The sequence below is a fragment of the Microbispora sp. CA-102843 genome, assembly GCF_050936215.1.
Taxonomy (GTDB): Bacteria; Actinomycetota; Actinomycetes; order Streptosporangiales; family Streptosporangiaceae; genus Microbispora.
Genome location: NZ_JBNJNF010000001.1, coordinates 1,755,404 through 1,776,784, shown reverse-complemented (window position 1 = coordinate 1,776,784; position 21,381 = coordinate 1,755,404). Strand labels below are relative to the sequence as shown.

20 protein-coding genes are annotated in these 21,381 nt (G+C 72.1%); 16 read left to right on the top strand and 4 right to left on the bottom strand.

What is annotated here, in order from left to right; all coding sequences use genetic code 11:
* Positions 1-177: 177 nt before the first annotated feature.
* Genes ACQEVJ_RS08290 through ACQEVJ_RS08275 form a run of 4 tightly spaced genes read left to right on the top strand, consistent with a single transcriptional unit; the run spans position 178 to position 2,184 of the window.
* The gene (locus tag ACQEVJ_RS08290; protein ID WP_169947830.1) at positions 178-549 is read left to right on the top strand and encodes a roadblock/LC7 domain-containing protein; all 372 of its coding nucleotides are present in this window, start codon (positions 178-180) and stop codon (positions 547-549) included.
* A gap of 14 nt (positions 550-563) precedes the next feature.
* Positions 564-1,382 (top strand): MarR family transcriptional regulator, encoded by an 819-nt coding sequence (locus tag ACQEVJ_RS08285; RefSeq protein ID WP_433098815.1) that lies wholly within the window; start codon positions 564-566, stop codon positions 1,380-1,382.
* Positions 1,383-1,420: 38 nt separating this feature from the next.
* Positions 1,421-1,789, top strand: a complete 369-nt coding sequence (locus tag ACQEVJ_RS08280; protein WP_142557870.1) for a roadblock/LC7 domain-containing protein — start codon at positions 1,421-1,423, stop codon at positions 1,787-1,789.
* A 23-nt stretch (positions 1,790-1,812) separates the two neighbouring features.
* The gene (locus ACQEVJ_RS08275) at positions 1,813-2,184 is read left to right on the top strand and encodes a hypothetical protein (RefSeq protein WP_193201559.1); all 372 of its coding nucleotides are present in this window, start codon (positions 1,813-1,815) and stop codon (positions 2,182-2,184) included.
* A gap of 40 nt (positions 2,185-2,224) precedes the next feature.
* Here the strand turns inward: ACQEVJ_RS08275 and ACQEVJ_RS08270 are convergent, their stop codons facing one another.
* A complete protein-coding gene (locus ACQEVJ_RS08270) occupies positions 2,225-3,061 on the bottom strand; it encodes an alpha/beta fold hydrolase (protein ID WP_433098813.1) in 837 nt (278 codons plus the stop codon).
* A gap of 81 nt (positions 3,062-3,142) precedes the next feature.
* Between ACQEVJ_RS08270 and ACQEVJ_RS08265 the strand changes: the two genes are divergently transcribed.
* Positions 3,143-4,573: an MFS transporter gene (locus ACQEVJ_RS08265; RefSeq protein ID WP_433098811.1), complete on the top strand. Its 1,431-nt coding sequence runs from the start codon at positions 3,143-3,145 to the stop codon at positions 4,571-4,573.
* Here the strand turns inward: ACQEVJ_RS08265 and modA are convergent.
* Positions 4,554-5,312 carry a molybdate ABC transporter substrate-binding protein gene (gene modA / locus ACQEVJ_RS08260; RefSeq protein ID WP_433098809.1) on the bottom strand — a complete coding sequence of 253 codons (759 nt, stop codon included), beginning with the start codon at positions 5,310-5,312 and terminating at the stop codon, positions 4,554-4,556. The genes ACQEVJ_RS08265 and modA overlap by 20 nt on opposite strands.
* A 140-nt stretch (positions 5,313-5,452) precedes the next feature.
* Here modA and ACQEVJ_RS08255 point away from each other — a divergent pair, with 140 nt between their 5' ends.
* The 10 genes from ACQEVJ_RS08255 (at position 5,453) to ACQEVJ_RS08210 (ending at position 17,274) form a co-directional block, all read left to right on the top strand.
* Entirely contained in the window at positions 5,453-7,654 is a 2,202-nt protein-coding gene (locus ACQEVJ_RS08255; protein ID WP_433098807.1) for a hypothetical protein, read from the top strand.
* A 161-nt stretch (positions 7,655-7,815) separates the two neighbouring features.
* Positions 7,816-8,931 (top strand): GntR family transcriptional regulator, encoded by a 1,116-nt coding sequence (locus tag ACQEVJ_RS08250; RefSeq protein WP_433098805.1) that lies wholly within the window; start codon positions 7,816-7,818, stop codon positions 8,929-8,931.
* Positions 8,932-8,981: 50 nt separating this feature from the next.
* Entirely contained in the window at positions 8,982-10,271 is a 1,290-nt protein-coding gene (locus ACQEVJ_RS08245; RefSeq protein ID WP_433098803.1) for an extracellular solute-binding protein, read from the top strand.
* Positions 10,268-11,200, top strand: coding sequence for a carbohydrate ABC transporter permease (locus ACQEVJ_RS08240; RefSeq protein ID WP_433098801.1), 933 nt, complete (start codon positions 10,268-10,270; stop codon positions 11,198-11,200). The genes ACQEVJ_RS08245 and ACQEVJ_RS08240 overlap by 4 nt, the downstream gene beginning before the upstream one ends.
* The gene (locus tag ACQEVJ_RS08235) at positions 11,193-12,005 is read left to right on the top strand and encodes a carbohydrate ABC transporter permease (RefSeq protein WP_433098798.1); all 813 of its coding nucleotides are present in this window, start codon (positions 11,193-11,195) and stop codon (positions 12,003-12,005) included. Before ACQEVJ_RS08240 ends, ACQEVJ_RS08235 begins: the two co-directional genes overlap by 8 nt.
* Positions 12,006-12,036: 31 nt before the next feature.
* Positions 12,037-13,044: a Gfo/Idh/MocA family protein gene (locus ACQEVJ_RS08230; RefSeq protein ID WP_433098796.1), complete on the top strand. Its 1,008-nt coding sequence runs from the start codon at positions 12,037-12,039 to the stop codon at positions 13,042-13,044.
* On the top strand, positions 13,041-13,811 hold the full coding sequence (locus tag ACQEVJ_RS08225) for a sugar phosphate isomerase/epimerase family protein (RefSeq protein ID WP_433098794.1): 771 nt from the start codon (positions 13,041-13,043) through the stop codon (positions 13,809-13,811). The genes ACQEVJ_RS08230 and ACQEVJ_RS08225 overlap by 4 nt, the downstream gene beginning before the upstream one ends.
* Positions 13,808-15,253: a beta-N-acetylhexosaminidase gene (locus tag ACQEVJ_RS08220; protein WP_433098792.1), complete on the top strand. Its 1,446-nt coding sequence runs from the start codon at positions 13,808-13,810 to the stop codon at positions 15,251-15,253. Before ACQEVJ_RS08225 ends, ACQEVJ_RS08220 begins: the two co-directional genes overlap by 4 nt.
* Entirely contained in the window at positions 15,240-16,265 is a 1,026-nt protein-coding gene (locus ACQEVJ_RS08215) for an NAD-dependent epimerase/dehydratase family protein (RefSeq protein WP_433098790.1), read from the top strand. The genes ACQEVJ_RS08220 and ACQEVJ_RS08215 overlap by 14 nt, the downstream gene beginning before the upstream one ends.
* 1 nt (position 16,266) lies before the next feature.
* On the top strand, positions 16,267-17,274 hold the full coding sequence (locus ACQEVJ_RS08210) for a dihydrodipicolinate synthase family protein (protein ID WP_433098788.1): 1,008 nt from the start codon (positions 16,267-16,269) through the stop codon (positions 17,272-17,274).
* A gap of 85 nt (positions 17,275-17,359) precedes the next feature.
* Here the strand turns inward: ACQEVJ_RS08210 and ACQEVJ_RS08205 are convergent, their stop codons facing one another.
* Entirely contained in the window at positions 17,360-18,505 is a 1,146-nt protein-coding gene (locus tag ACQEVJ_RS08205; protein WP_433098786.1) for a mandelate racemase/muconate lactonizing enzyme family protein, read from the bottom strand.
* A gap of 278 nt (positions 18,506-18,783) precedes the next feature.
* Between ACQEVJ_RS08205 and ACQEVJ_RS08200 the strand changes: the two genes are divergently transcribed.
* Positions 18,784-19,368, top strand: a complete 585-nt coding sequence (locus ACQEVJ_RS08200; protein WP_433098784.1) for a Dps family protein — start codon at positions 18,784-18,786, stop codon at positions 19,366-19,368.
* A 28-nt stretch (positions 19,369-19,396) separates the two neighbouring features.
* On the opposite strand, the gene ACQEVJ_RS08195 is transcribed toward ACQEVJ_RS08200, so the two are convergent.
* Positions 19,397-21,379, bottom strand: coding sequence for a phosphocholine-specific phospholipase C (locus ACQEVJ_RS08195; RefSeq protein ID WP_433098782.1), 1,983 nt, complete (start codon positions 21,377-21,379; stop codon positions 19,397-19,399).
* Positions 21,380-21,381: the final 2 nt, after the last annotated feature.

Below are 21,381 nucleotides of genomic sequence, written 5' to 3'. Positions count from 1 at the left end.
CACGCGCCATCCCCGATACGAGGAAATTTCATGAAAACCGGGATTACCATTCCGGGAAGAAGAATTCTTATTCTTCGGGACTAATCCGTTCACTCCGGCCGTTTCCGGCTCGGGTGACTCGTCCACCTGCTCCTCTAGTGTTGGCCGCGCTGTACCGGCGAGGCGAGGAGTTACGGGTTGATCGGGATAGAGGACTGCCTCTCCGAAGCCATGTCGATCCCGGGTGCTCTCGGGGCCATTCTCGTGGACCACACCAGCGGCATGGCCGTCGCGGGAAAGGGGATCGCCGATCCCGGAAGGGCGGCCGCGGGGCTCAGCGAGGCGTACCGCGCCACGCTCGACGGGATCGCGATGGCCTCCCAGGAGACGGGTTTCCGGATCGAGGACGTGATCGTCACCACGGGCTCGGCCTACCACCTGGTGCGGCCCATGGAGATGATGTTCGACGGCCCGCTACTGCTGTGCGTACGCCTGGACGTGGAGCGGTCGAACCTCGCCCTGGCACGGCGGCGGCTGCGCACTATAACGGACGAGCTGGTCGCCTCCTGATGGGAGCCTGACCGGTGGCCGCCCCGACTCTCGACACCGTGCTCACCGGCCTCGCCCAGGACGAGGCCACCGGCTCACTGCGGGTGGGCAAGGAGGGCACGGTCTACTACGTCCGCGGCCGGGTGTCGTACGTGGAGTGCGCGGCCACGCCCGGCGTGGAGGAGTTGCTCGGCGCGTCGGGCCGGATCAGCGCGAACGGGATGCGGCACGCGCGGCAGGAGGCCGGTCCCGGCGGCGACGGCGGCGCCCTGCTCGTGGGCAGAGGGGTGCTCAGCCGGGGCGAGCTGGAGTTCTGCGTGCTGTCCGCCACGCTCGACGCGGCGTTCTTCCTTCCCGCGTCGAAGCCGGCGAGGACCAGGTTCAGGGAGGGCGACGCCCACTGGCTCGGGGTCCACTGGTTCTTCGACGTGCCGGGGCTGCTGCGCGAGTGCGCCAGGCGCCGGGCCCGCCTGGAGCGGGCCTGGCCGTCGGCCGAGATGGACGCGCGGCCGGTGACGCCCCTGCGGCGGATCCCGGGCACGCACGCGCTGCTCACCCGGCTGCAGTGGGAGCTGCTGCTCGCCGCGGACTCCACCGCCACGCCGGTCGAGCTGGCCCGCCGCCTCGGCCGTCCGGCCTACTCCACGCTGCTGGCCGTACGGGAGCTCGCGGCGGCCGGCCTGGTGGTGACGGGCGAGACGGCGGCGCTGCCCCGGCGCACGCCCCGGGCGGAGCCCCCACGGGCCGGCCCGGGGGCGGGCTCGGGGACCGGCTCGGGACTGCCGCAGGTCAACGGCGACGCGACCGACGTGAACCTGCTGCTGAGGCTGCGTGACGCGCTGGAGGCGCTGTAGTGATCGGGTGGCTCAAGCGGGCCGGAAGGGGTGTCTCGGTGGATCTGCGCCACGACATACACGAGGAACTGGTTGTCCTGCGCGAACGGGCGCCCGAGATCACCGGAGCGCTCACCTGCACGATCGACGGCATGCTCGTGACGACGGACCTGGCCGCGGACACCGAGCAGACCGCGGCGCTCACGTCGGCGCTGCTGTCGCTGAGCCGGAAGATGACCGATCTCGCCAGGATCGGGCGGCTGGAGGAGACGCTGATCTCCGGCACCCAGGGGCACACCGCGTGCTACGCCGCGGGCCCCACGCTCGTCCTCACCGTTCTCGCAGGTCAGGGAGCCAACCTCGGCCTGCTCCGGATCGAGGGACGCAGGGCGGCGAACAAGATCGCCGCCATCGTCGAACGCGGATGACCAACCAGAACAGGAGAAGAGACATGGCGAACATGGACGTCTCGCTGAAGGAGATGCTGACCATCGACGGCGCGGTCGGCGCGGCGGTGGCCGACTACGGGAGCGGGATGGCGCTGGGCACGCTCGGCGGCTCCAAGGACCTCGACCTCCAGGTGGCCGCCGCGGCCAACACCGAGGTGGTCAAGGCCAAGCTCCGCGCGATCGACGCGCTCAAGCTCAACGACGCGATCGAGGACATCCTCATCACGCTGGGCACGCAGTATCACATCATCCGGCCGCTGACCGGCCGCGGCGGCAAGGGGTTGTTCCTCTACCTCGCCCTCGACCGCAACCGGGCCAACCTCGCGATGGCCCGGCACCAGCTCCGCGCGATCGAGGACAAGCTCGAGATCTGAACCCCGCCCTGTCAGCCCCGCCCGGTCAACCCCGTCCGGATCAACCCCGCCCGGTCAGCTCTGTGATCGCCTCCGCGATGACCGGCCAGAGCGGGCGGGGCAGGTCGTGGCCCATCCCCGGGAAGGTCAGCAGCTTCGCGCCGGGGATGGCGTCCGCGGTCGCGATCCCGCCTTCGAGGGTGACCAGCGGGTCGTCCTCGCCGTGGATCACCAGCGCGGGCGTCGAGAGCCCGCGCAGTCCCTCCGTACGGTCGCCGGAGATCCGGATCGCGGTGAACTGCCGGGCGGTGCCCGCGGGGTCGAAGCACCGGTCGTAGCCGTCCGCGGCCACCCGGGTGACGCGCTCGACGTCCATCTCGTAGCCGGGAGAGCCGACGACCCGCGCGGTCTCGACGGCGCGGGCGATCACCTCGTCGCGGTCCCGCGCGGCGGGCGCCATCAGGGCGGCCATGGCCGCCTCGGTCGCACGCCCCACGCGGGGCCCGGGCGTGGACATGATCGAGGTCAGCGTACGGACCCGGCCGGGGTGGCGGATGGCGAAGGCCTGGGAGATCATGCCGCCCATCGACGCGCCCACCACGTGGGCGCTCTCCCAGCCCAGCACGTCCATCAGGCCGGCCGTGTCGTCGGCCATGTCGTCCAGCCTGTACGACGGGGCTGGCGCGAGGTCGTCCGCCGGGGTGAAGTGGGTGGACAGGCCCGCGTCCCGGTTGTCGAACCGGACGATCCGATGGCCGGACTCCACCAGCAGCTCGATCAGCCCCTCCGGCCAGCTGATCATCTGTGCTCCGAGCCCCATGATGAGGACGACCGGACGTCCCCCGGGTTCGCCGAACACCTCGTAGCAGATCTCGATGCCGTTCGCCGTCGCACGCATGCGAGCAGAATTTCATTCGGTTTGCCCTGCCGCAAGCGGCCCATGACCGGATCTGTACGGTTGTGTGGTGTGGTGCCGCAAATGACCCGTCGGCGGCGGATCCTCGTCCTCCTCATCTGCTGCATGAGCCTGCTGATCGTGTCGCTCGACAACACGATCGTCAACGTCGCCCTGCCGTCGCTCGGGCACGACCTGCACGCGCCGGTCTCCGGCCTCCAGTGGACGGTGGACGCCTACACGCTGACGCTCGCGAGCCTGCTGATGCTGGCCGGCTCGACGGCCGACCGGGTGGGCCGCCGCCGCACGTTCCAGACCGGTCTGGTGATCTTCACGGCCGGGTCGCTGCTGTGCAGCCTCGCCCCGAGCCTGGGCTGGCTGGTGGCCGCCCGGGTCGTCCAGGCCGTCGGCGGGTCGATGCTCAACCCGGTGGCCATGTCGATCATCACGAACACGTTCACCGACCGCAGGGAGCGGGCCCAGGCGATCGGCGTGTGGGGCGGCGTGGTCGGCGTCAGCATGGCGCTCGGACCGGTCGTCGGCGGCCTGCTCACCGACGCGGTGAACTGGCGGGCCATCTTCTGGATCAACGTGCCCATCGGCCTGCTCGCGCTGTTCCTGACCTGGCGCTTCATCCCGGAGTCGAAGGCGCCATCGGCGCGGAGGACCGACCCGGTCGGACAGGTGCTGATCATCGTCCTGCTCGGGACGCTCACATACGGGATCATCGAGGGCCGGGCCGCGGGCCCCGCCGTGAGCGCCGTCTGCTTCACCGTCGCGGCGGTGGCCCTGGCCGCGCTGGTCGTCTTCGAACTGCGCAGGCCCGAGCCCCTCATCGACATGCGGTTCTTCCGCAGCGCGCCGTTCTCCGGCGCGGCCGTCATGGCGGTGTCGGGCTTCGCCGGCCTGGGGGCCTTCCTGTTCCTCAACACGCTCTACCTGCAGAGCCATCGCGGGCTGTCCGCCCTCGCCGCGGGGCTGTGCACGCTGCCGGTCGCGGCGACCACGACGATCGTGGGGCCGCTGTCGGGCCGGCTCGTCGGCACCCGCGGCCCGCGCGTGCCGCTGATCGTCGCGGGCGTGTGCCTGGCCGCCGCCGGGGCGCTGCTGTCCCAGGTGACGCTCACCACGCCGCTCCCCCTGCTGCTCGGGATCTACCTGGTCTTCGGCGTCGGGTTCGGCATGCTCAACCCCCCGATCACCAACACCGCGGTCTCCGGGATGCCGCTCGCGCAGGCGGGCGTGGCCGCCGCGGTCGCCTCGACCAGCAGGCAGGTCGGCCAGTCCCTCGGCGTGGCCATCGCGGGCTCCGTGGTCTCCGGCGCCGCCTCCTCCGCCGCCGCGAACAGCGCCTTCGTCTCGGCCGCGCACGTGGCCTACCGCGTCAACGCCCTGTATGGGCTGATCGTGCTGTCGGTCGCCGTCCTGACGACCGGCCGCTGGGCCAGGGCCACCGCCGAGCGTACGGCGGCCCGGCTCATGGAAAGCCCGCAGATCACCCTGTCACGGGGGTGAAGCCGGCATCTCCGAGGACCTTGCGGCCCTCGTCGGACAGGACGAGGTCGACGAACTCCCGGGTCAGGGCGAGGCGCTCGGTCCCGGGGACGGTCGCGATGAGGTAGTCCTCGACCGCCCCGGCCGCCTCGGGGAAGTCCACGCTCTCCACCGCTCCCGCCGCCGCCCTGACGTCCGTACGGTAGACAAGCGCCGCGTCCGCCCGGCCGAGGCGCACCCTGCCGAGCGCGGCCCTGCCGTCCTGATCCCGCTCGACCGCCGAGACGGTGACACCGGCGGCGGCGAGCACGGTGCGGGCGGCCGCCCCGCACGGCGCGGACACGGCGCACAGGGCCACCCTGACGCCGGGAGCGGCCAGGTCCTTCAAGCTCGTGACGTGGGCCGGGTTGCCCTTCGGCACGGCGATCTGGAGGCTGTCGCGCGCGAAGACCCGCGGGCCGGGCGCCCCCGACCCGCGCATGGCCGCCGCGCCGGACGCGGCGAACAGGTCGGCCTGTGCTCCCCCGACGATCCGCCGCGCCAGCGCGGAGCTGCCGCCGAAGTCGAACCGGACGGCGACGCCGGGGTGGGCGGCCTCGAACGTCTTGCCCAGTGAGCCGAACGTCCCGGTGAGCGAGGTGTCGGCGAACACGGTGAGCGTCTGTCTTCCGCCGCCCCCGCAGCCGGTCACCGCGAACAGTACAAGCGCGAGCGCGAGCGCCGACGACACGGCCCGAAGGATCTCACCGACGCGATGCACGGCTCCACAGTAGCGAGCAGGAGGCAATTCATTCCATTTTTATCGCTTTATATCGGAGCTATGGTTTCGCCATCTCGCGGATTCCGCTGTGCGGATTTGTCGCAATTCAGCATTAATTCATTCCTGTGGAGGTGGCTTCCATGCCTGTAGGGCTTCTGAGGACCGCCGGGGCGCTCGTGCTCGCCCTTGCGGCCATGCCGGCGGTTCCGGCCGCCGCGGCGGACCCGCCGTCTGTGGTGATCGACTCCTCCGAGGCCGCCGCCGGCGTCATCCGGCTCGCCGGGCGCTTCACCGGCGCGTACGACGTGAACGTGGTGGTGAACGGCGAGCGGATCGAGCGCGCCAGGGTGAGCGACCCCGACGCGGACGACACCGGGACGTGGTCCTACGACCTCGACACCAGCGGGATGGACGGCGAGATCGAGGTCTACGCCAAGGCCACGGACGCCGAGACGCGGTACGGCACGTGGTCGGAGGCGCTGACGCTGCGGGTGGACAACCCGCGGGCCAGGGCGCCGGAGGTGTCGATCGCCGAGCCCGCCGACGGGGCGCGGCTCACCCGGCCCGGGATCGTGCGGGTGAACGTCGCCGGCGCGGACGTCCGCACGGTGCGGATCCGGGTCAACGGCGGCCCGTGGCAGCGCGCCGCCGGCGCCCGGGGGCGGTACGTCGCGCTGGTGAACCCGGCGAAGTACGGCGACGTGATGGCGAGCCTGGAGGCCGAGGCGGTCGACGCGCGCGGCCACGTGTCCAGGTCGGCCAGCACCTACGTGGCGTTCGGGGCGGCGAAGAAGGAGCGCCCGGCGGCGCACCGGCAGGACCGGGCGATGTGGATCTGGGAGAAGGCCTCCTACAACCTGGTGCTCAACCCCGGGTCGCGCCGCCTGCTGGAGACCGTGCTCGCGCCCGGCTCCACGATGTATCTGGGCGTGGACACGTACGCGGATCGCGACATGATCGAGGACGCGCGTCCTGAGCTGCGCGACCTCGTGGCCTGGGCGCACCGCCGGGGGATGAAGGTGCACGCCACGGTGGCCGGCGGGACCCGCCCGCCCTACCTCGGGGCGCTCGCCCGGCATCGCGACCGCGCCGTCCGGGAGATGGAGCGGGTGCTCGACTACAACCTCTCGTCGGCGCCGGCCGAGCGCTTCGACGGGGTCAACGTGGACATCGAGCCGTACAGCCTGCCGTGGTTCAACAGCGCCAAGCCGGACGTGCAGATCCAATGGCTGGACACGCTGCGGGCGATGATCGCCCGCCGGGACGCGTCCGGGCAGCCGCTGCTGTTCGGCCCCGCCATCCCCCGCTGGCTGGACACCTCCGCCTGCTGCACGGACATCCCGTACGGCGGGAGGACCGGGACGATGGCCGAGCACATCCAGGACATGGCGGACTACGTCGCGATCATGGACTATCGCGACCAGGCGGACGGCGGGGCCGGCATCATCGCGCAGGCGGCCGGGGAGATCGCCTACGCCGAACGGATCGGCAAGCCGCTCTCCGTGGTGGTCGGGGTGGAGACGCTCGACATCGCGACCAGCGGCGACCCGTCCAGCATCACCTTCCGCGAGGAGGGCAGGGACGCGCTGGAGACCGAGCTGGCGAAGGTCTACCAGGCGTTCTCCGGCAGCTCGGCCTTCGCCGGGGTGGCGCTGCACCACTACGACTCCTACCGGGAGCTGCCCACGATCTGGGGCCCGTCGGCGCGGTGGCCCGAGCCGCCCGCCGACTCGGGCCCGCCGACCGGGGTCGGCTCGCCGCCCGAGGCGGTCGCGTTCGACCACGCCACCGTCGATCTGACCTACGGCCGGGCCCACGACGACACCGAGGTCGACCACTACGAGGTGCACAGATCGACCGAGCCGGGCTTCACGCCCGGACCGGGCACGCTCGCCGGCCGGGCCCGCGGCCTTACCTACACCGACACCGGACTGCTGCCCGGCACCAGGTACACGTACCGGATCGTGCCGGTGGACGTCGCGGGGCATCGCGGGCCCGCGTCCGCCCCGGTCTCGGTGACGACCGGGACCACGGACCTGCGTCCGATGGTGGTGGACTCGATGGCGGTCACGGTGGAGGGCGGCGTCGCACGGGTGCGGCTGCGGGTCGTCGACAAGGAGAGCGGGGAGCCGGTGGCCGCGACCGTGCGCGGCCGGTTCACCTTCTCGGCCGGGCGCTACGTGACGGTGAAGGCGGGCGCGGACGGCTGGGCCACCGCGGCGTCGGAGGCGTTGAAGCAGCCGACGGGCGAAGTCGGGTTCGCCGGCCACCGCCTGACCGCCCCCGGCCGCTACTGGGCCGGGGCGTACGACAAGGACAGGAACGTCACCGCCCGCTGGTGACGCCGGCTTCGCCGGGGGCCGCCTCCCGCCCCGGAGACGGCCCTTTCCGTGCCATTAAAGGCATGAATTCATTCCCAATATCGCCCGAAAAAGGGAATAACTTTAGGTTGACATTGCCCAGATATGACGAGAAGAATCCCGTTATGGAGCCACCTGACGGAATGAATTCCCTCCCAAGGGGACGCCGATTCCGCACCCTGGCCGCGCGCCTGCGGCAGGAGATCGTGCAGGGCCGCTGGCCGGTCGGCGGCAGGCTGCCGACCGAGGCCGAGCTGGCGCAGACCTACTCGGTCGGGGTCAACACCGTGCGCCGCGCCGTCGACCTGCTGGTCGACGAGGGACTCGTCCGGCGGCGGCAGGGATCGGGCACCTTCGTGACCGCCGCCACCACCACCGGTGCCAGGCCGCGGCTCATCGGCGCGCTCGTCCCGTCGAACACCTACTACTACCCCCAGATCGTCCAGGGCATCGAGCGGGCGGCCACCGCCGCCGGAGTCCAGCTCGTGCTCGCGTGCTCCGACTACGACCCCGGCGTCGAGCTCGCGCAGATCCGGCAGCTCGTCGACGTCGGCGTCGCGGGCCTGCTGCTGGTGCCCAACCTGCACCTCGCCGCCGATCCCGCCGCGCACCTGGCCCGCCTGCGCGAGCTGCCCGTGCCGTACGTGCTGGTGGAGCGCAGGCCGCCGGACCCCCGACCGGCCGACCCGACCTCCTACGTCTGCACCGACGTGCACGGCGGCGGCTACGCCGCGGTCCTGCACCTCAACGGGCTCGGGCGCAACCGGATCGGCTACCTCGGCCGGATCGGCACCGCCACCTCCGAGCAGGTGTTCGCGGGATACCGCCAGGCCGTCGCCGACCTCGGGCTGCCGGAGATCCCGGACGCCGTGGCCAGGCAGCCCGTCTGGACCGGCCCCGACATGCTCGCCTACGCCAACGCCTGCGTGACGGAGAAGGTCCGCGCGGTGGTGTGCCTCGGCGACCGCGAGGCGACCGCGCTGCTGCCCTACCTGCGCAGGGTCGGCCTGACCGTCCCCGACGACATCGCCGTCGTCGCCTACGACGACGAGGTCGCCGACCTGTCCGAGGTGCCGCTCACCGCGGTGTCGCCGCCCAAGGCGGAGGTGGGCCGCATGGCGACCGAGCTGCTGCTCCGCCGGATCGAGCTCGGCCCCGCCGCCCCCGTCTGCCGTGTCGTGCTGCAGCCCCGCCTGGCCGTACGGGCCTCCTGCGGCGCCGCCTCCGGCAGCCTCGTCGAGGTCCGCGTCCCCCGCTGACGCCGGCCGTCATCCTCACCCCCTTTCCCCCCTTCCTGCTGGAGGACCCAATGAGACTGCGCATGCTCGCCGCCGCGGCGGCCGTCCTCACCGTGGCCGCCACGGCGGCGTGCGGCGGCTCGGCCGACGAGTCGGGAGCGGTCACCCTGCGACTCGGCTTCTACGCCGCAGCCGGGGATCCGGCCGACACGACCATGCGGCAACTCGTCAAGGAGTTCACGGCCGCCAACCCCTCGATCAAGGTGGAACTCGAGGTGGCGCCGTACGTGAAGTTCTTCGAGCGGCTGCGCACCCAGATCGCGGGCGGCCAGGCGCCGCAGGTGTGGCTGTCCGACGGCGTGCTCGTGCAGGAGTTCGCCGCACGCGGCGCCCTCGCCGACCTGACCGACCGGGTCAAGACCGTCGACGCCGCCGACTACTCCGGAATCGAGCTGAACCGGGACGCCAAGGGCCGGATCTACGGCTTCCCGCAGGGCGCCCAGACGCCGGTGCTGTTCTACAACAAGAAGCTGTTCGCCGAGGCCAAGGTCGACGCGCCGACCGCCGACTGGACCTACGACGACCTGGCCGCCGCCGCCAAGAAGCTCACCAAGGACAGCAACAGCGACGGCAAGCCCGACACCTACGGCTTCCGCGCCTACTCGCCCGGCTTCACCGAGAGCTGGTGGCCGATCATCAAGGCGTTCGGCGGCGACATCGTCGCCGACGGCAACCGCAAGGTGGTCGTCGACAGCCCGCAGTCGAAGGCCGCGCTCGACTGGATGCTCGGCGCGATGGGCAAGGACGGGTTCGCCCCCGACTACGCGACCACCGAGGGCCTCGGCAAGGGCGTCGTCCACACGCTGTTCGCCACCGGCCGGGTCGCGATGTCGTACGGGATCTACGCCCGCACCCTGCCCGCGGCGAGCGCGGGCGTCGACTTCGGCGTGGCCCCGATGCCCAAGGGCCCGGCCGGTCGCGGCAACGTCGCCATCGTCAACTCGTGGGTGGTCAGCAAGGCGGCCTCGCCTGCGCAGGCCGACGCGGCGTGGAAGTGGATCACCTTCTTCTCCGGGGAGGGCCCGCAGCGCAAGTGGGCCGAGCTCGGCGAGGCGATCCCGATCAACAAGAAGGCCGCCGCCACGGCCCTGCCCGCCGATCGCCGCCAGGCGTTCCTCGACTCGCTCGACGCGGCCACCGACCTCGGCGCCAACGCCGTGTGGTCGGAGTACACCGAGGCCCTGTCCAAGCGGATCAGCGAGGCGCTGTCGGGCGCCTCGCCCGTCGGCACCGCGCTAGCGACCGGCCAGAAGGAGGCCCAGGAGGTCATCGACCGCTTCTACGCGGGGCAGACGCAGTGACGGTGCTCACGAGGAAGGCCGGGAAGGTGGCCGCCGACCCGCGGCCGTCGGCCGGCAGACGGCACGCGGGCGAGCGCGCCTGGGCGTTCGCCTTCGCCTCGCCCTACCTGCTCCATCTGGTCGCGCTGGCCGCCTGGCCCTTGCTGGCCTCGCTGTTCTTCAGCATGACCGACTACGACCTGCTCTCCTCGCCGAAGTTCGTCGGGTTCGGCAACTTCACCCGGCTGTTCGGCGACGAGGTCTTCTGGCGGACCCTCGGCAACACGGCGTACTTCGCGGTGCTGTTCGTGCCGACCCAGACGGTCCTGGCCCTGGGCCTGGCGGTCGCGCTCAACCAGCGGCTGCGCGGCATGGCCCTGTTCCGCGCGGCCTACTTCGTCCCGGTCGTCTCGTCGTGGGTGGTCGTCGCGTACGTCGCCGACGCCGTCTTCAACCCGCAGACCGGCCTCGCCAACCAGGTGCTCGGCTTCCTCGGGCTGCCGTCCGAGAACTGGCTGCAGGACCCGGCGCTGGTCATCCCCACGCTCGCGGCGGTCGCGGTGTGGAAGGGCGTCGGCTACATGATGGTGCTCTTCCTCGCGGGCCTTCAGGCCATCCCCGAGGAGCGCTACGAGGCGGCGAAGATCGACGGCGCGTCGGCGTGGAACCGGTTCCGCTACATCACCCTGCCGGGCATCTCCGGCACCACGTTCCTGGTGCTGGTGCTCACCTCGATCGAGACGCTGCAGTCGTTCGAGCAGGTCTTCGTGATGACCGACGGCGGTCCCCACGGGGCGAGCGAGCTGACCGTGCTCCACCTCTACCGGCAGGGCTTCCAGTTCTTCCAGATGGGCTACGCCTCGGCCATCGCGTGGGTGCTGTTCGTGCTGGTGCTCGCGCTGACCCTGGTGCAGTTCCGGCTCCAGCGCAGGTGGGTGCACTATGCGTAAGACCGTCTCCTACGTCCTGGTCACGGCGGGCGCGCTGGTCATGCTGCTGCCGTTCGTGGCCGCGCTCAGCAACTCACTCAAGAGCTTCGCGCAGTACATCCAGGTGCCGCCGAGCTGGATCCCCGACCCGATCCAGTGGGACAACTACGCGGAGGTGTGGCGGCGCACGCCGTTCGGGCTCTACCTGACCAACAGCCTCCTGATCGCGGTCCTCGCCGTGGCCGGCAACGTGCTGACCAGCGCCATGGTCGGGCACGCCCTGGCCAGGATGCGCCTGCCCGGCAGGCAGACGCTGCTCACCATGGCCCTCGGCACCATGATGCTGCCGACCGTCATCACGATCGTCCCGAACTTCCTGCTCTTCCGCTCGCTGGGCTGGCTGGACACCCTGCTGCCGCTCATCGTGCCGTACTGGCTGGCCACGCCGATCGGGATCTTCCTGATGCGGCAGACCTTCCTCGGCATCCCGAAGGACTTCGAGGAGGCCGCGAGCCTCGACGGCGCCAACCCCTGGCAGGTCTTCTGGCGGATCCACCTCCCGCTGGCCAAGCCCGCCCTGGCGACGCTCGCGGTCTTCACCTTCACCACGTCGTGGAAGGCCGTGCTCGAACCCACGATCTACCTCACCTCACCCGAGCACTACACGCTGCCCGTCGGCGTGCTGAGCCTCAAGGGCCAGTTCGTCGGGAACGACCAGCTCGTCACGGCCGCGGCGATGATGAGCCTGCTGCCGATGCTGGTGGTGTTCGTCCTGGCCCAGCGCTATTTCGTCCGCGGAACCATGTCCGCGGGACTCAAGGGCTGAAAGCGCCCTCATCCGAACCGGAAAGGAAATCGTGACAACAACAACCGGGCTGCGCCTGGGTGTCATCGGCGCGGGCACCATTGCGGAGTTCCACGTGGCCGCAGCCCGCCGCACCGGCGGGCAGGCGCAGGTCGTCGCGGTGTGCGACGTGCGCGCCGAGGCGGCGGAGAAGCTGGCCGCGGAGGCCGGGGCCCTCGCCTTCACCGATCACCGGGCGATGATCGACGCGGGCGGCCTCGACGCGGTCGTGATCACCGTCCCACACGCCCTGCACACCCCGATCACGCTGGACGCGGCCGCGGCCGGACTGCACGTCCTGCTCGAGAAGCCGATCGCCACCACGCGCGAGGACGCGGTCCGCATGATCGAGGCCTGCCGCGCGGCCGGCGTCGTGTTCGCGGTCGGGCACGTGCTGCGCTTCGTCCCGACGCTGCGCGCCGCGGCCTCCTACCTCGCCTCGGGCGAGCTGGGCCGCGTCGTGGTGGCCTCGGAGCGGCGGACCGCCGACTACGCCGACCCGGCGCGACCCCGCTGGTTCCTCGACCCCGGCATGGCCGGAGGCGGCATCGTGCTCAACGTCGGCACGCACAGCATCGACAAGCTCCAGATGCTCGTCGGCTCGCCGATCGTCGAGGTCACCGGCCACACCGCCGCACCCGCGGACGGGTCGGTCGAGACCGAGGCGGTCGCCCTGGCTCGGCACGCCGACGGCACCCGCTCGACCATGTCCGTCACCGGCACCGGCCTTCCGTTCACCGACGAGGCCGAGGTCGTGTGCGGCGAGGGCGCGATACGGATCAGCCGCGGCGAGGGCGTCTGGTCCTTCCGCAGAGGGGTCGCCACCCAGGTGGCCGCGCCCGAGCCGGGTGAGATGGCCACGGCGTTCGCGGCGCAGCTCGCCGACTTCGCGCGGGCCTGCGCGGAGAACGGCACACCCGAGGTCACGCCCGAGTACGCGCTGTCCGTCCTGGACGTCGCCCTCGCCGTCTACGAGTCATCCCGTCAGGGGTCCTCCATCACTGTGAAGGGACAGTTGTGAACCCTCTCGCGTTCAGCACGCTCGGCATGCCCGGCGCCCCCGTCGGCGAGGTCATCGCCACGGCCTCCCGGTATGGCTGCGCGGGTGTGGAGTTGCGCTGCGCCGACGGCGAGATCATCTCGCCGGACACGCCCGCCGGCGAGCTGCGCGAGGTCGCGCGCGCGTTCGCCGCCGCCGGAGTCGAGGTCGTCGCCGTCTGCTCCTACACCCGGGTGGCGCGGCCGGACGGCGACCCGGTGGCCGAGGTGCTGCGTCATGTGGAGATCGCCGAAGCGCTCGGCTCGCCGTACGTGCGGGTCTTCGGCGGTGTCGAAGGGCAGGCCGGCCCGGCCGCCGCCGCGACTCGGAGGCTCGCGGAGGTCGCCGACCGGCTGCCGGACAACGGCGTCGACGTGCTGCTGGAGACCCACGACGTCTTCCTCACCGGCGAGGCGATCGCCGGAGTCCTGGCCGGGGTCGGCTCGCCGCGCGTCGGCGCGCTGTGGGACGTGGTCAACCCGTGGCGGGCGGGCGAGGCGGCCCCGGCCACCGCGGACGCGCTGGCGCCTTACCTGAGACACGTGCAGATCAAGGACGCGGCGTCGCCCACCGACCTGGCGCCGGTGCTGCCGGGCAAGGGCGCGGTGGGCGTGCCCGGCGTGCTCGCCGAGCTGGACCGCATCGGATATTCCGGCTATCTCGCGCTCGAATGGGAACGCGTGTGGTATCCCGACGCGCCGCCCGTCGGCGAGGCGCTCGCGGCGTTCCGCGAGGTGCTCGGGCGGTGATTCCCCAGGTCACCTCGCTCATCTCGGGGGACGGCCGGTTCCCGCTCGATCGGGGCGCCCGGGTGCGCGGCCCGCACGCCGACGCGGCGCGGGAGCTGCTCGGCCTCCCCGAGGACGGCGATGCCCCCGGGGAGATCGTCCTCGACCTCGTGGACGACCCGTCGCTGGGCGACGAGGGTTACACGCTCACCGTCACCCCGGAAACGGCCAGGATCACCGCGGCCGGAGCCGCCGGGCTGGGCTGGGGCGTCCAGACGCTGCGCCAGCTCGGCGCGCCCGGCGCCGTGCCGTGCGTGACCGTCCGGGACGTGCCCAGGTACGCCTGGCGCGGCGTCATGATCGACGTGGCGCGCTGGTGGCGCCCGGTCTCCTTCCTGCGCGCGTACGTGGACCTGCTGGCGCTGCACAAGTTCAACGTGCTGCACCTGCACCTCACCGACGACCAGGGGTGGCGCTTCGAGGTGCGCGCGCACCCGCCGCTCACCGAGGTCGGCGCCAACCGCGCCGAGTCCCCGGAGGGCCACGCCCGGGAGGGCAGGTTCGACGGGACCCCGCACGGCGGCTTCTACACCCAGCGGGAGCTGCGCGACCTGGTGGACTACGCGGCGGCCCGGGGCGTGACCGTGGTCCCCGAGATCGAGTTCCCCGGGCACTCCCAGGCCGCGATCGCCGCCTGCCCCTGGCTCGGCCACCCGTCCGCCGAGCCCGTGCGGGTCCGCACCTCGTGGGGCATCTCCTCGCACGTGCTCAACGTGAGCGACCGCGCCGCCGGGTTCGCGCGCGACGTGCTCGACGAGCTGTGCGACGTGTTCCCGTCCCGGTTCGTCCACATCGGGGGTGACGAGGTCCGCACGGAGGAGTGGGCGGCCAGCCCCGAGGCGGCCCGGCGGGTGGCGGGCGCCGGGCTCCCCGGCCCGGAGGCCCTGCACGGCTGGTGGGGGCGGCTCCTCGCCGGGCATCTGCGCGGGCTCGGCCGCCGCGCCGTCGCCTGGGACGACATGCTCGACCACGACCCGCCCGAGGACATGCTGATCATGGCCTGGCGGGGTGTGGACCGGATCGAGGCCGCCCTGCGGGCAGGGCACGACGTCGTCGCGGCGCCGCACACGCACACCTACCTCGACTACGCCGAGTCGGACGCCCCCGGCGAGCCGGTCAGCATCGCCGGGCCGCTCCCGCTGGAGACCGTCTACGGGTTCGACGCGGGGGAAGGCGTCCTCGGCGTGCAGGCCCAGCTCTGGGGCGAGTACCTCCCCACGAGGGAACGCTTCGACTACAACGCCTTCCCCCGGCTCTGCGCCGTCGCCGAGGCCGCCTGGACCTCCGGCCGGGACCTCGGCGACTTCACCCGGCGGCTCACCGCCCACCTGCCGCTCCTCGACCGGCTGGGCGTGGGCTACCGCCGGCCACACCACCAAGGAGCACGACATGTTCACCTCTGAGCGGGAGCTCGAAGAGCGGCTGGCCACCCCCTCGGCCGGGCTGGTCGCCGACGCCGGCCGGCTGGACGGCGACCTCGTCGTCCTCGGCGCGGGCGGCAAGATGGGGCCGAGCCTGGTCCGGCTGGCCCGGCGCGCGCTGGACGCCGCCGGACGCGGCTCCGCCCGCGTGTACGCGGTCTCGCGCTGGTCCGACGACGCCGCGGCGCGGGCGCTGGCGGACGAGGGCGTCGACGTGGTGCGTCACGACCTGATGGGCGGCGACGACCTCTCCGGGCTGCCCGACGCGGCGAACGTCGTCTTCATGGTCGGCGCCAAATTCGGCACGTCGGCCGCGCCCTACCAGGCGTGGGCGGTCAACGCGGCGCTGCCCGCGGCGGTCGCCCGGCGCTATCGCGCCTCGGCGATCGCGGCCTTCTCCACCGGCAACGTGTATCCGCTGGCGGACCTCGCCTCCGGCGGCTGCGCGGAGGAGGACCGGCCGGGACCCGTCGGCGAGTACGCGATGAGCTGCCTCGGCAGGGAACGCGTCTTCGAGCACGCCGCCGCCGCGTACGGCACCCGGGTCGCGATCCTGCGCCTCAACTACGCGGTGGACCTGCGCTACGGCGTGATCGCCGACATCGCCGCCGCGGTGGCGGCGGGTGAACCGGTCGACGTCACGACCGGGCACGTCAACGTGGTGTGGCAGGGGTACGCGAACGAGGTCGCGCTGCGATCGCTGTCGCACGCGCGCGCTCCGGAGGCGTTCACGCTCAACCTGACCGGCCCCGAGACGGCGTCGGTGCGGCGGATCGCGACCCGGCTCGGCGCCGCCCTCGGCGTCGAGGCGACCTTCACCGGCGAGGAGAGCGGCACGGCGCTGCTGAGCGACGCCTCCCGCTGCCACGGCCTGTTCGGCTACCCGGATGTGCCGCTGGACACGCTGATCGCCTGGCAGGCCAGCTGGCTGTCGCGGGGGCTGCCGCTGTCCGGGAAGCCGACCAAGTTCGCCGTGCGCGACGGGAGGTTCTGAGATGTCGCTCGACCTGCTCAGGACGGGAACGGTCATCCCCGCCCACCCGCTCGCGCTGACCGCCGGGCGCACGCTGGACGAGCGCCGCCAGCGGGCGCTCACCCGCTACTACCTCGCCTCCGGGGCGGGCGGGACGGCCGTCGCCGTGCACACGACGCAGTTCGAGATCCGCGAGGCGGGGCTGCTCCGGCCGGTGCTGGAGATCTCCGCCGAGGTGGTGGCGAAGGAGGCCGACCGGCCGTTCGTCCTGGTCGCCGGGGCGTGCGGCGACACCGCGCAGGCCGTCGCCGAGGCGGAGCTGGCGGCCTCGCTGGGCTACCACGCCGTGCTGCTGTCGCCGAGGGTTGCGGGCGCGGGCGAGCCGGAACTGCTGGAGCGGGCCAGGGCCGTCGGCGAGGTGCTGCCCGTCATCGGCTTCTACCTTCAGGAGGCGGTGGGCGGCCACAGGCTGAGCCCGTCCTTCTGGCGCTCGCTCAGTGAGCAGGAGTCCCTGGTGGCGATCAAGATGGCGCCCTTCGACCGCTACCGTACGGTCGACGTGGTCCGGGCCGTCGCCGCGTCAGGGCGGACCGGCGACATCGCGCTCTACACCGGCAACGACGACAACATCCTGGCCGACCTGCTCACGCCGATCGCGGGCCGCCGCGTCGTCGGCGGGCTGCTCGGGCAGTGGGCGGTGTGGACCCGCGCGGCCGTGCTCATGTTCGAGGAGGTGCGGCGCGCGTGGGCCGGGAACGACGAGGTCCTGCGCTCCCTGCTGGGTCGCGCCGCCGACCTCACCGACGCCAACGGCGCCGTCTTCGACGTGGCGGGCGGCTTCAAGGGCTGCATCGCCGGGGTCCACGAGGTGCTGCGCGGGCAGGGCCTCCTGGCCGGCACGTGGTGCCTCGATCCCGGCGAGGGACTGTCCCCGGGGCAGGCCGAGGAGATCGCGCGGGTGCGCGCCGCCTATCCCTGGCTGGTGGACGACGACTTCGTCGCCGCCAACCTGGACGACTGGCTGCGCTGAGCCGGGCGCCCGGACCGGCGGCCCAGATCGGCGGCCCAGGGCGGGAGGTCGTCCCGCCCCGGGCCGCGACCGGCCGGAGCCGCCGTCAGACGCTCCAGTGCGCCGAGGCGAGGGCGCGCACCGCGTCCTCGTCCACCTCGACGCCGAGACCAGGACCCGCCGGCACCAGAGCGGTGCCGTCGGCGACCTCCACCGTGCTCCCCCCGACGTAGGCCGAGCGTACGAACTGCCGTCCGTTCAGATCGACGGGGGTGTCGACGCCGAACGCGGCGAACAGGTGCAGCGAGGCGGCGAAACCGAGATCGGTGTCGGTCAGTCCCGACCCCATGATGCGCAGCCCCGCGTCCTCGGCGAACTGGCACAGCCGCCGCGAGAGCGTCAGCCCGCCCGAGCGCTGGACCTTGGCGATGGCGATGTCCACCGCGTCGAGCTTCACGAACGTGGCCAGGTCGGAGGGGTGGCGCAGGCTCTCGTCCAGCGCCACCGGCAGCGGGCTGTGGTCGCGCAGCCTGCGCAGCCCGGTGACGTCGTTGGCGGGCAGCGGCTGCTCGAACGCCGACACGTCGAATTCCGCGAGCCGGCGCGCCATGCGCAGCGCGGCGTCCACGGTGTAGGCCTGGTTGGCGTCCACCCAGATGGGCGCGTCCGGCGCCGCTTCCCTGACCGCCGCCACGACCGAGGCGTCCGTCGCCTCGTCGTGCAGGCCCACCTTCACCTTGTACGCGCGATAGCCCTCGGCCCGCCCCTCCTCGACCGCCTTGCGTACCTCGTCGGGGGTCTGCCCGGCCACGATCCAGCCGAGCCGGATCCGGTCGAGGCGGCGCTGGCCCCACAGCATGCCGACAGGGACCCCGAGGGCCCGGCCGAGCAGGTCGTGCAGGGCGATGTCGAGCGCCGACTTGGCGATGGGAGAGCCGATGGTCAGGCCGCGGTTGATCACCTTCTCGTAGGCCGCGCAGGCGCCGTCCAGATCCCACGCCGGCCGTCCGATCAACACCGGAGCGAGGTAGCGGTGAATGGTCGTCGAGATCGACTCCACGGTCTCGTACGTCCATGAGGGAGTCGGCGTCGCCTCACCCCAGCCGGTCACGCCACCGGCCGTCACCTTGACGAGAACACGTTCGGCGGGCTTTCCCGCCGTCGTGACGCTCCCCCCGGAAATGCTGAACGATCTGATGGAGGGCAATTCGACGACGAACGTCTCCACCCGCTCGACGACCAGCGACTCCATGATTCTCCTATCAAATGAATTCATTCGTATTTCCTTGTCGCAATACCTCCGAACCTAGCATGTGGGAAATATTTGACCAATCAATGGAATGAATTCCGGCGCTACGCCTTTCCGATCACGGCGACGCGCCGCGCGCCGTCCGAGATCGTCTCCGACCGGCCGTGGATCATGGCCCACCGGAGGCACCCAGCGACAAAAGCCCCAGGAAGGTGTTTAGAGGTCATGACTGGCGAAAGACTACCTATTGGGCATAAACCGATCGAGTGAGGAGAGACATCTTGAGCGTCAACCCTTCCTCCAGAGTCCGCGAGAGCAGCCAGCCCTGGCTCCACCAGCGAGGGACTGAGATACAGGCGTTCGGGACCGTGCGGGACTTCCCTGTCGGGCTGCCGAGGGAGACGCGGGAATACTCCTGTCAGCGGCTCAACCAGGTCCTGGCCGACACGCAGATCCTCTACAGCCTGTACAAGAAGCACCACTGGCTCATGCGGGGGCCGACCTTCTACCAGCTTCACCTGCTTCTCGACAAGCACTCCAGCGAGCAGTTGCCGATCATCGACGCGGTCGCGGAACGCATCCAGACCCTCGGCGGCGTCGCCGTCGGGGATCCGCGCCAGGTGGCGGAGATGACCGTGATCCCGCGGCCGCCGGACGGCGTGGAGGAGGTGCCCGCCATGCTCTCCCGGCTCCTGGAGGCGCACGAGACGATCCTGGTCGCCGCGCACGACGCCGCCTCACGGGCGGCCGAGATGGGCGACGACGGCACCAACGACCTGCTCGTCTCCGAGGTCATCCGTACGGGCGAGATGCAGGCGTGGTTCCTCGCCGAGCACCTCGTGGACACGCCGCTCGTCCGCACCTGACCTGTGCCTGAGCTGCCCCGCCCGGGCGTCACCCCGTGACGCTCGGGCGGCCGTTCTCGATGTGTCCCGTCAGCCGCCGGGCGAACCCGTCGTGCCCCGCCACCCCGATCATCAGGTCGTACCACCCGGTGGGCGCGTGCCACTCGACGCGGGCGGTGTCTCCCGGCGCGATCCGGACCGTACGCGCCGCGCCGCCGTAGGCGAGCGGGGTGACCGACACCTCGGCCGGGAAGGCGGTCGGGTTCGCCACGGCGATCACGACGGCGCGGGCGGCGGCGTCGATCGCGCCGGTCACCTCCACCGGGTCGGCCGTCCCGCCGCGGAACTCCCGGCGGAACCCGTTCGGCCCGACGAGCACCAGGTCGTACGACGGGCAGGGGAAGTAGAGCACCTCCTCCGCCGTGCCGAGCACGTCGAAGTGCATCGGCTTGGCGAGCTCGCCCAGGTATCCGTACAGGATGAAGTGGGCGGAGGCCGCGCCGGAGTTGCGCATCGCGATCTCCACGGACCGTCCGCGCACGACCGCCTCGGCGTCCGGCTGGTAGGGCAGCGCGCGGGCGGGCTTGACCCCCGGTTCCTGCACCGGCATCCGCTGCTCGGCGGGCACCTGCGGATACCACCGGTCACCGGCGGGAACCGGCCGGGGCTCGGCGACGGCCGTCACGGGAGGCGGGGACATGGGGGCGGCGAAGTCGAAGGCGGAGGTGAGGTCGCCCGCCACCCGGCGCCGCCATTCGCCGATGGGCGCCGTGATCCCGAACCGCCGCTCCAGGAACCGTACGGTCGAGGTGTGGTCGAGCGTCTCGGAGCAGACGTGGCCGCCCACGCTCCACGGCGACACGACGATCATGGGTACGCGGACGCCGAGGCCCATCGGCCGCCCGCCGACGAACTCCTCCGGGGTGCCGTCGGGCGGGACCGGCGGCGGAACGTGGTCGAAGAAGCCGTCGTTCTCGTCGTAGGTGACGAACAGGGCGGTCCGCGCCCAGACCTCGGGGTGCGACCCCAGCGCGTCGAGCAGCCGGTAGACGATCTGCCCGCCCTCCACGGCCGACGAGCCCTCGGGGTGCTCGGAGTCTGCCAGCGAGGGCACGACGTACGACACCGCGGGCAGGCGCCCGGCGGCCACGTCGGCGGCGAACCACTCCGCCAGGCCGCCCGCGGGGGCGCGGCGCAGCGCCCGGTCGTAGACGTCGCGGTCGGCCGGCTCCAGGGCGGCCACCCGCTCCGCCAGCTCCGCCAGCAACGGCGCCGGGTCCTCCGCCGCCCGGACCTTCTCGTAGAAGGAGCGCATGCTCCCCAGCCCGATCCGGTCGATGACCGCCATGAACGGCCGGAAGAACTCCAGGTTGTTGCACTCGTAGTTGTCCCACTCCTGGTACACCTGCCAGGTGTGCCCGGCCCGCGTCAGCAGCTCGGGAACGGTGACCCAGTCGTAGCCCGGATGCCCCTCCGCCCCCTCGGACGCGACGTTGTCCAGCGCGCGCTGCCGGGTGCCCGGCTCGTAGCCCGTGTAACCCGAGATGTGGTAGTTGCGGTTGGGCGTCGTCGAGGTCAGCAGCGAGCAGTGATAGGCGTCGCAGATCGTGAACGTGTCGGCGAGCTCGTAGTGGAAGGGCAGGTCGCGCCGGTCGTAGAAGGCCATCGAGCCGGGCCCCTTGCTGGGCACCCAGGCGTCGTTCCAGCCCATGGCCCAGGCGTTCTGGGTGCCGAGCCAGGTGTGGTCGTGCGTGTCGAGCAGCATCGGGTCCGCCCCCGCCCGCTCGGCCGCCTCCCGTACGGAGAAGGGCAGCACGCCGTCCTGCTCGAAGACCGGCCGCCAGGCCCGGGTGGACACGGCGTTGCGGTCGCCGAACCCCCGCACCCCGCGCATCCGGCCGAAGTAGTGGTCGAACGAGCGGTTCTCCAGCATGACGAAGACGACATGCTCGACGTCGGACAGGCTCCCCGGCGGAACCGGCCGGGCCAGCGCCCGGAGCAGGGAAGGCGGCAGCGACGATCCGGCCGGCATGG

Bases quoted from the DNA above. Each gene is read 5' to 3' on its own strand.
- ACQEVJ_RS08235 (WP_433098798.1), top strand. From the start codon at position 11,193: ATGCGTAAGACCGTCTCCTACGTCCTGGTCACGGCGGGCGCGCTGGTC.
- ACQEVJ_RS08215 (WP_433098790.1), top strand. From the start codon at position 15,240: ATGTTCACCTCTGAGCGGGAGCTCGAAGAGCGGCTGGCCACCCCCTCG.
- ACQEVJ_RS08250 (WP_433098805.1), top strand. From the start codon at position 7,816: ATGAATTCCCTCCCAAGGGGACGCCGATTCCGCACCCTGGCCGCGCGC.
- ACQEVJ_RS08210 (WP_433098788.1), top strand. From the start codon at position 16,267: ATGTCGCTCGACCTGCTCAGGACGGGAACGGTCATCCCCGCCCACCCG.
- ACQEVJ_RS08275 (WP_193201559.1), top strand. From the start codon at position 1,813: ATGGCGAACATGGACGTCTCGCTGAAGGAGATGCTGACCATCGACGGC.
- ACQEVJ_RS08195 (WP_433098782.1), bottom strand. From the start codon at position 21,379: ATGCCGGCCGGATCGTCGCTGCCGCCTTCCCTGCTCCGGGCGCTGGCC.
- ACQEVJ_RS08270 (WP_433098813.1), bottom strand. From the start codon at position 3,061: ATGCGTGCGACGGCGAACGGCATCGAGATCTGCTACGAGGTGTTCGGC.
- ACQEVJ_RS08255 (WP_433098807.1), top strand. From the start codon at position 5,453: ATGCCTGTAGGGCTTCTGAGGACCGCCGGGGCGCTCGTGCTCGCCCTT.
- ACQEVJ_RS08265 (WP_433098811.1), top strand. From the start codon at position 3,143: ATGACCCGTCGGCGGCGGATCCTCGTCCTCCTCATCTGCTGCATGAGC.
- ACQEVJ_RS08205 (WP_433098786.1), bottom strand. From the start codon at position 18,505: ATGGAGTCGCTGGTCGTCGAGCGGGTGGAGACGTTCGTCGTCGAATTG.
- ACQEVJ_RS08245 (WP_433098803.1), top strand. From the start codon at position 8,982: ATGAGACTGCGCATGCTCGCCGCCGCGGCGGCCGTCCTCACCGTGGCC.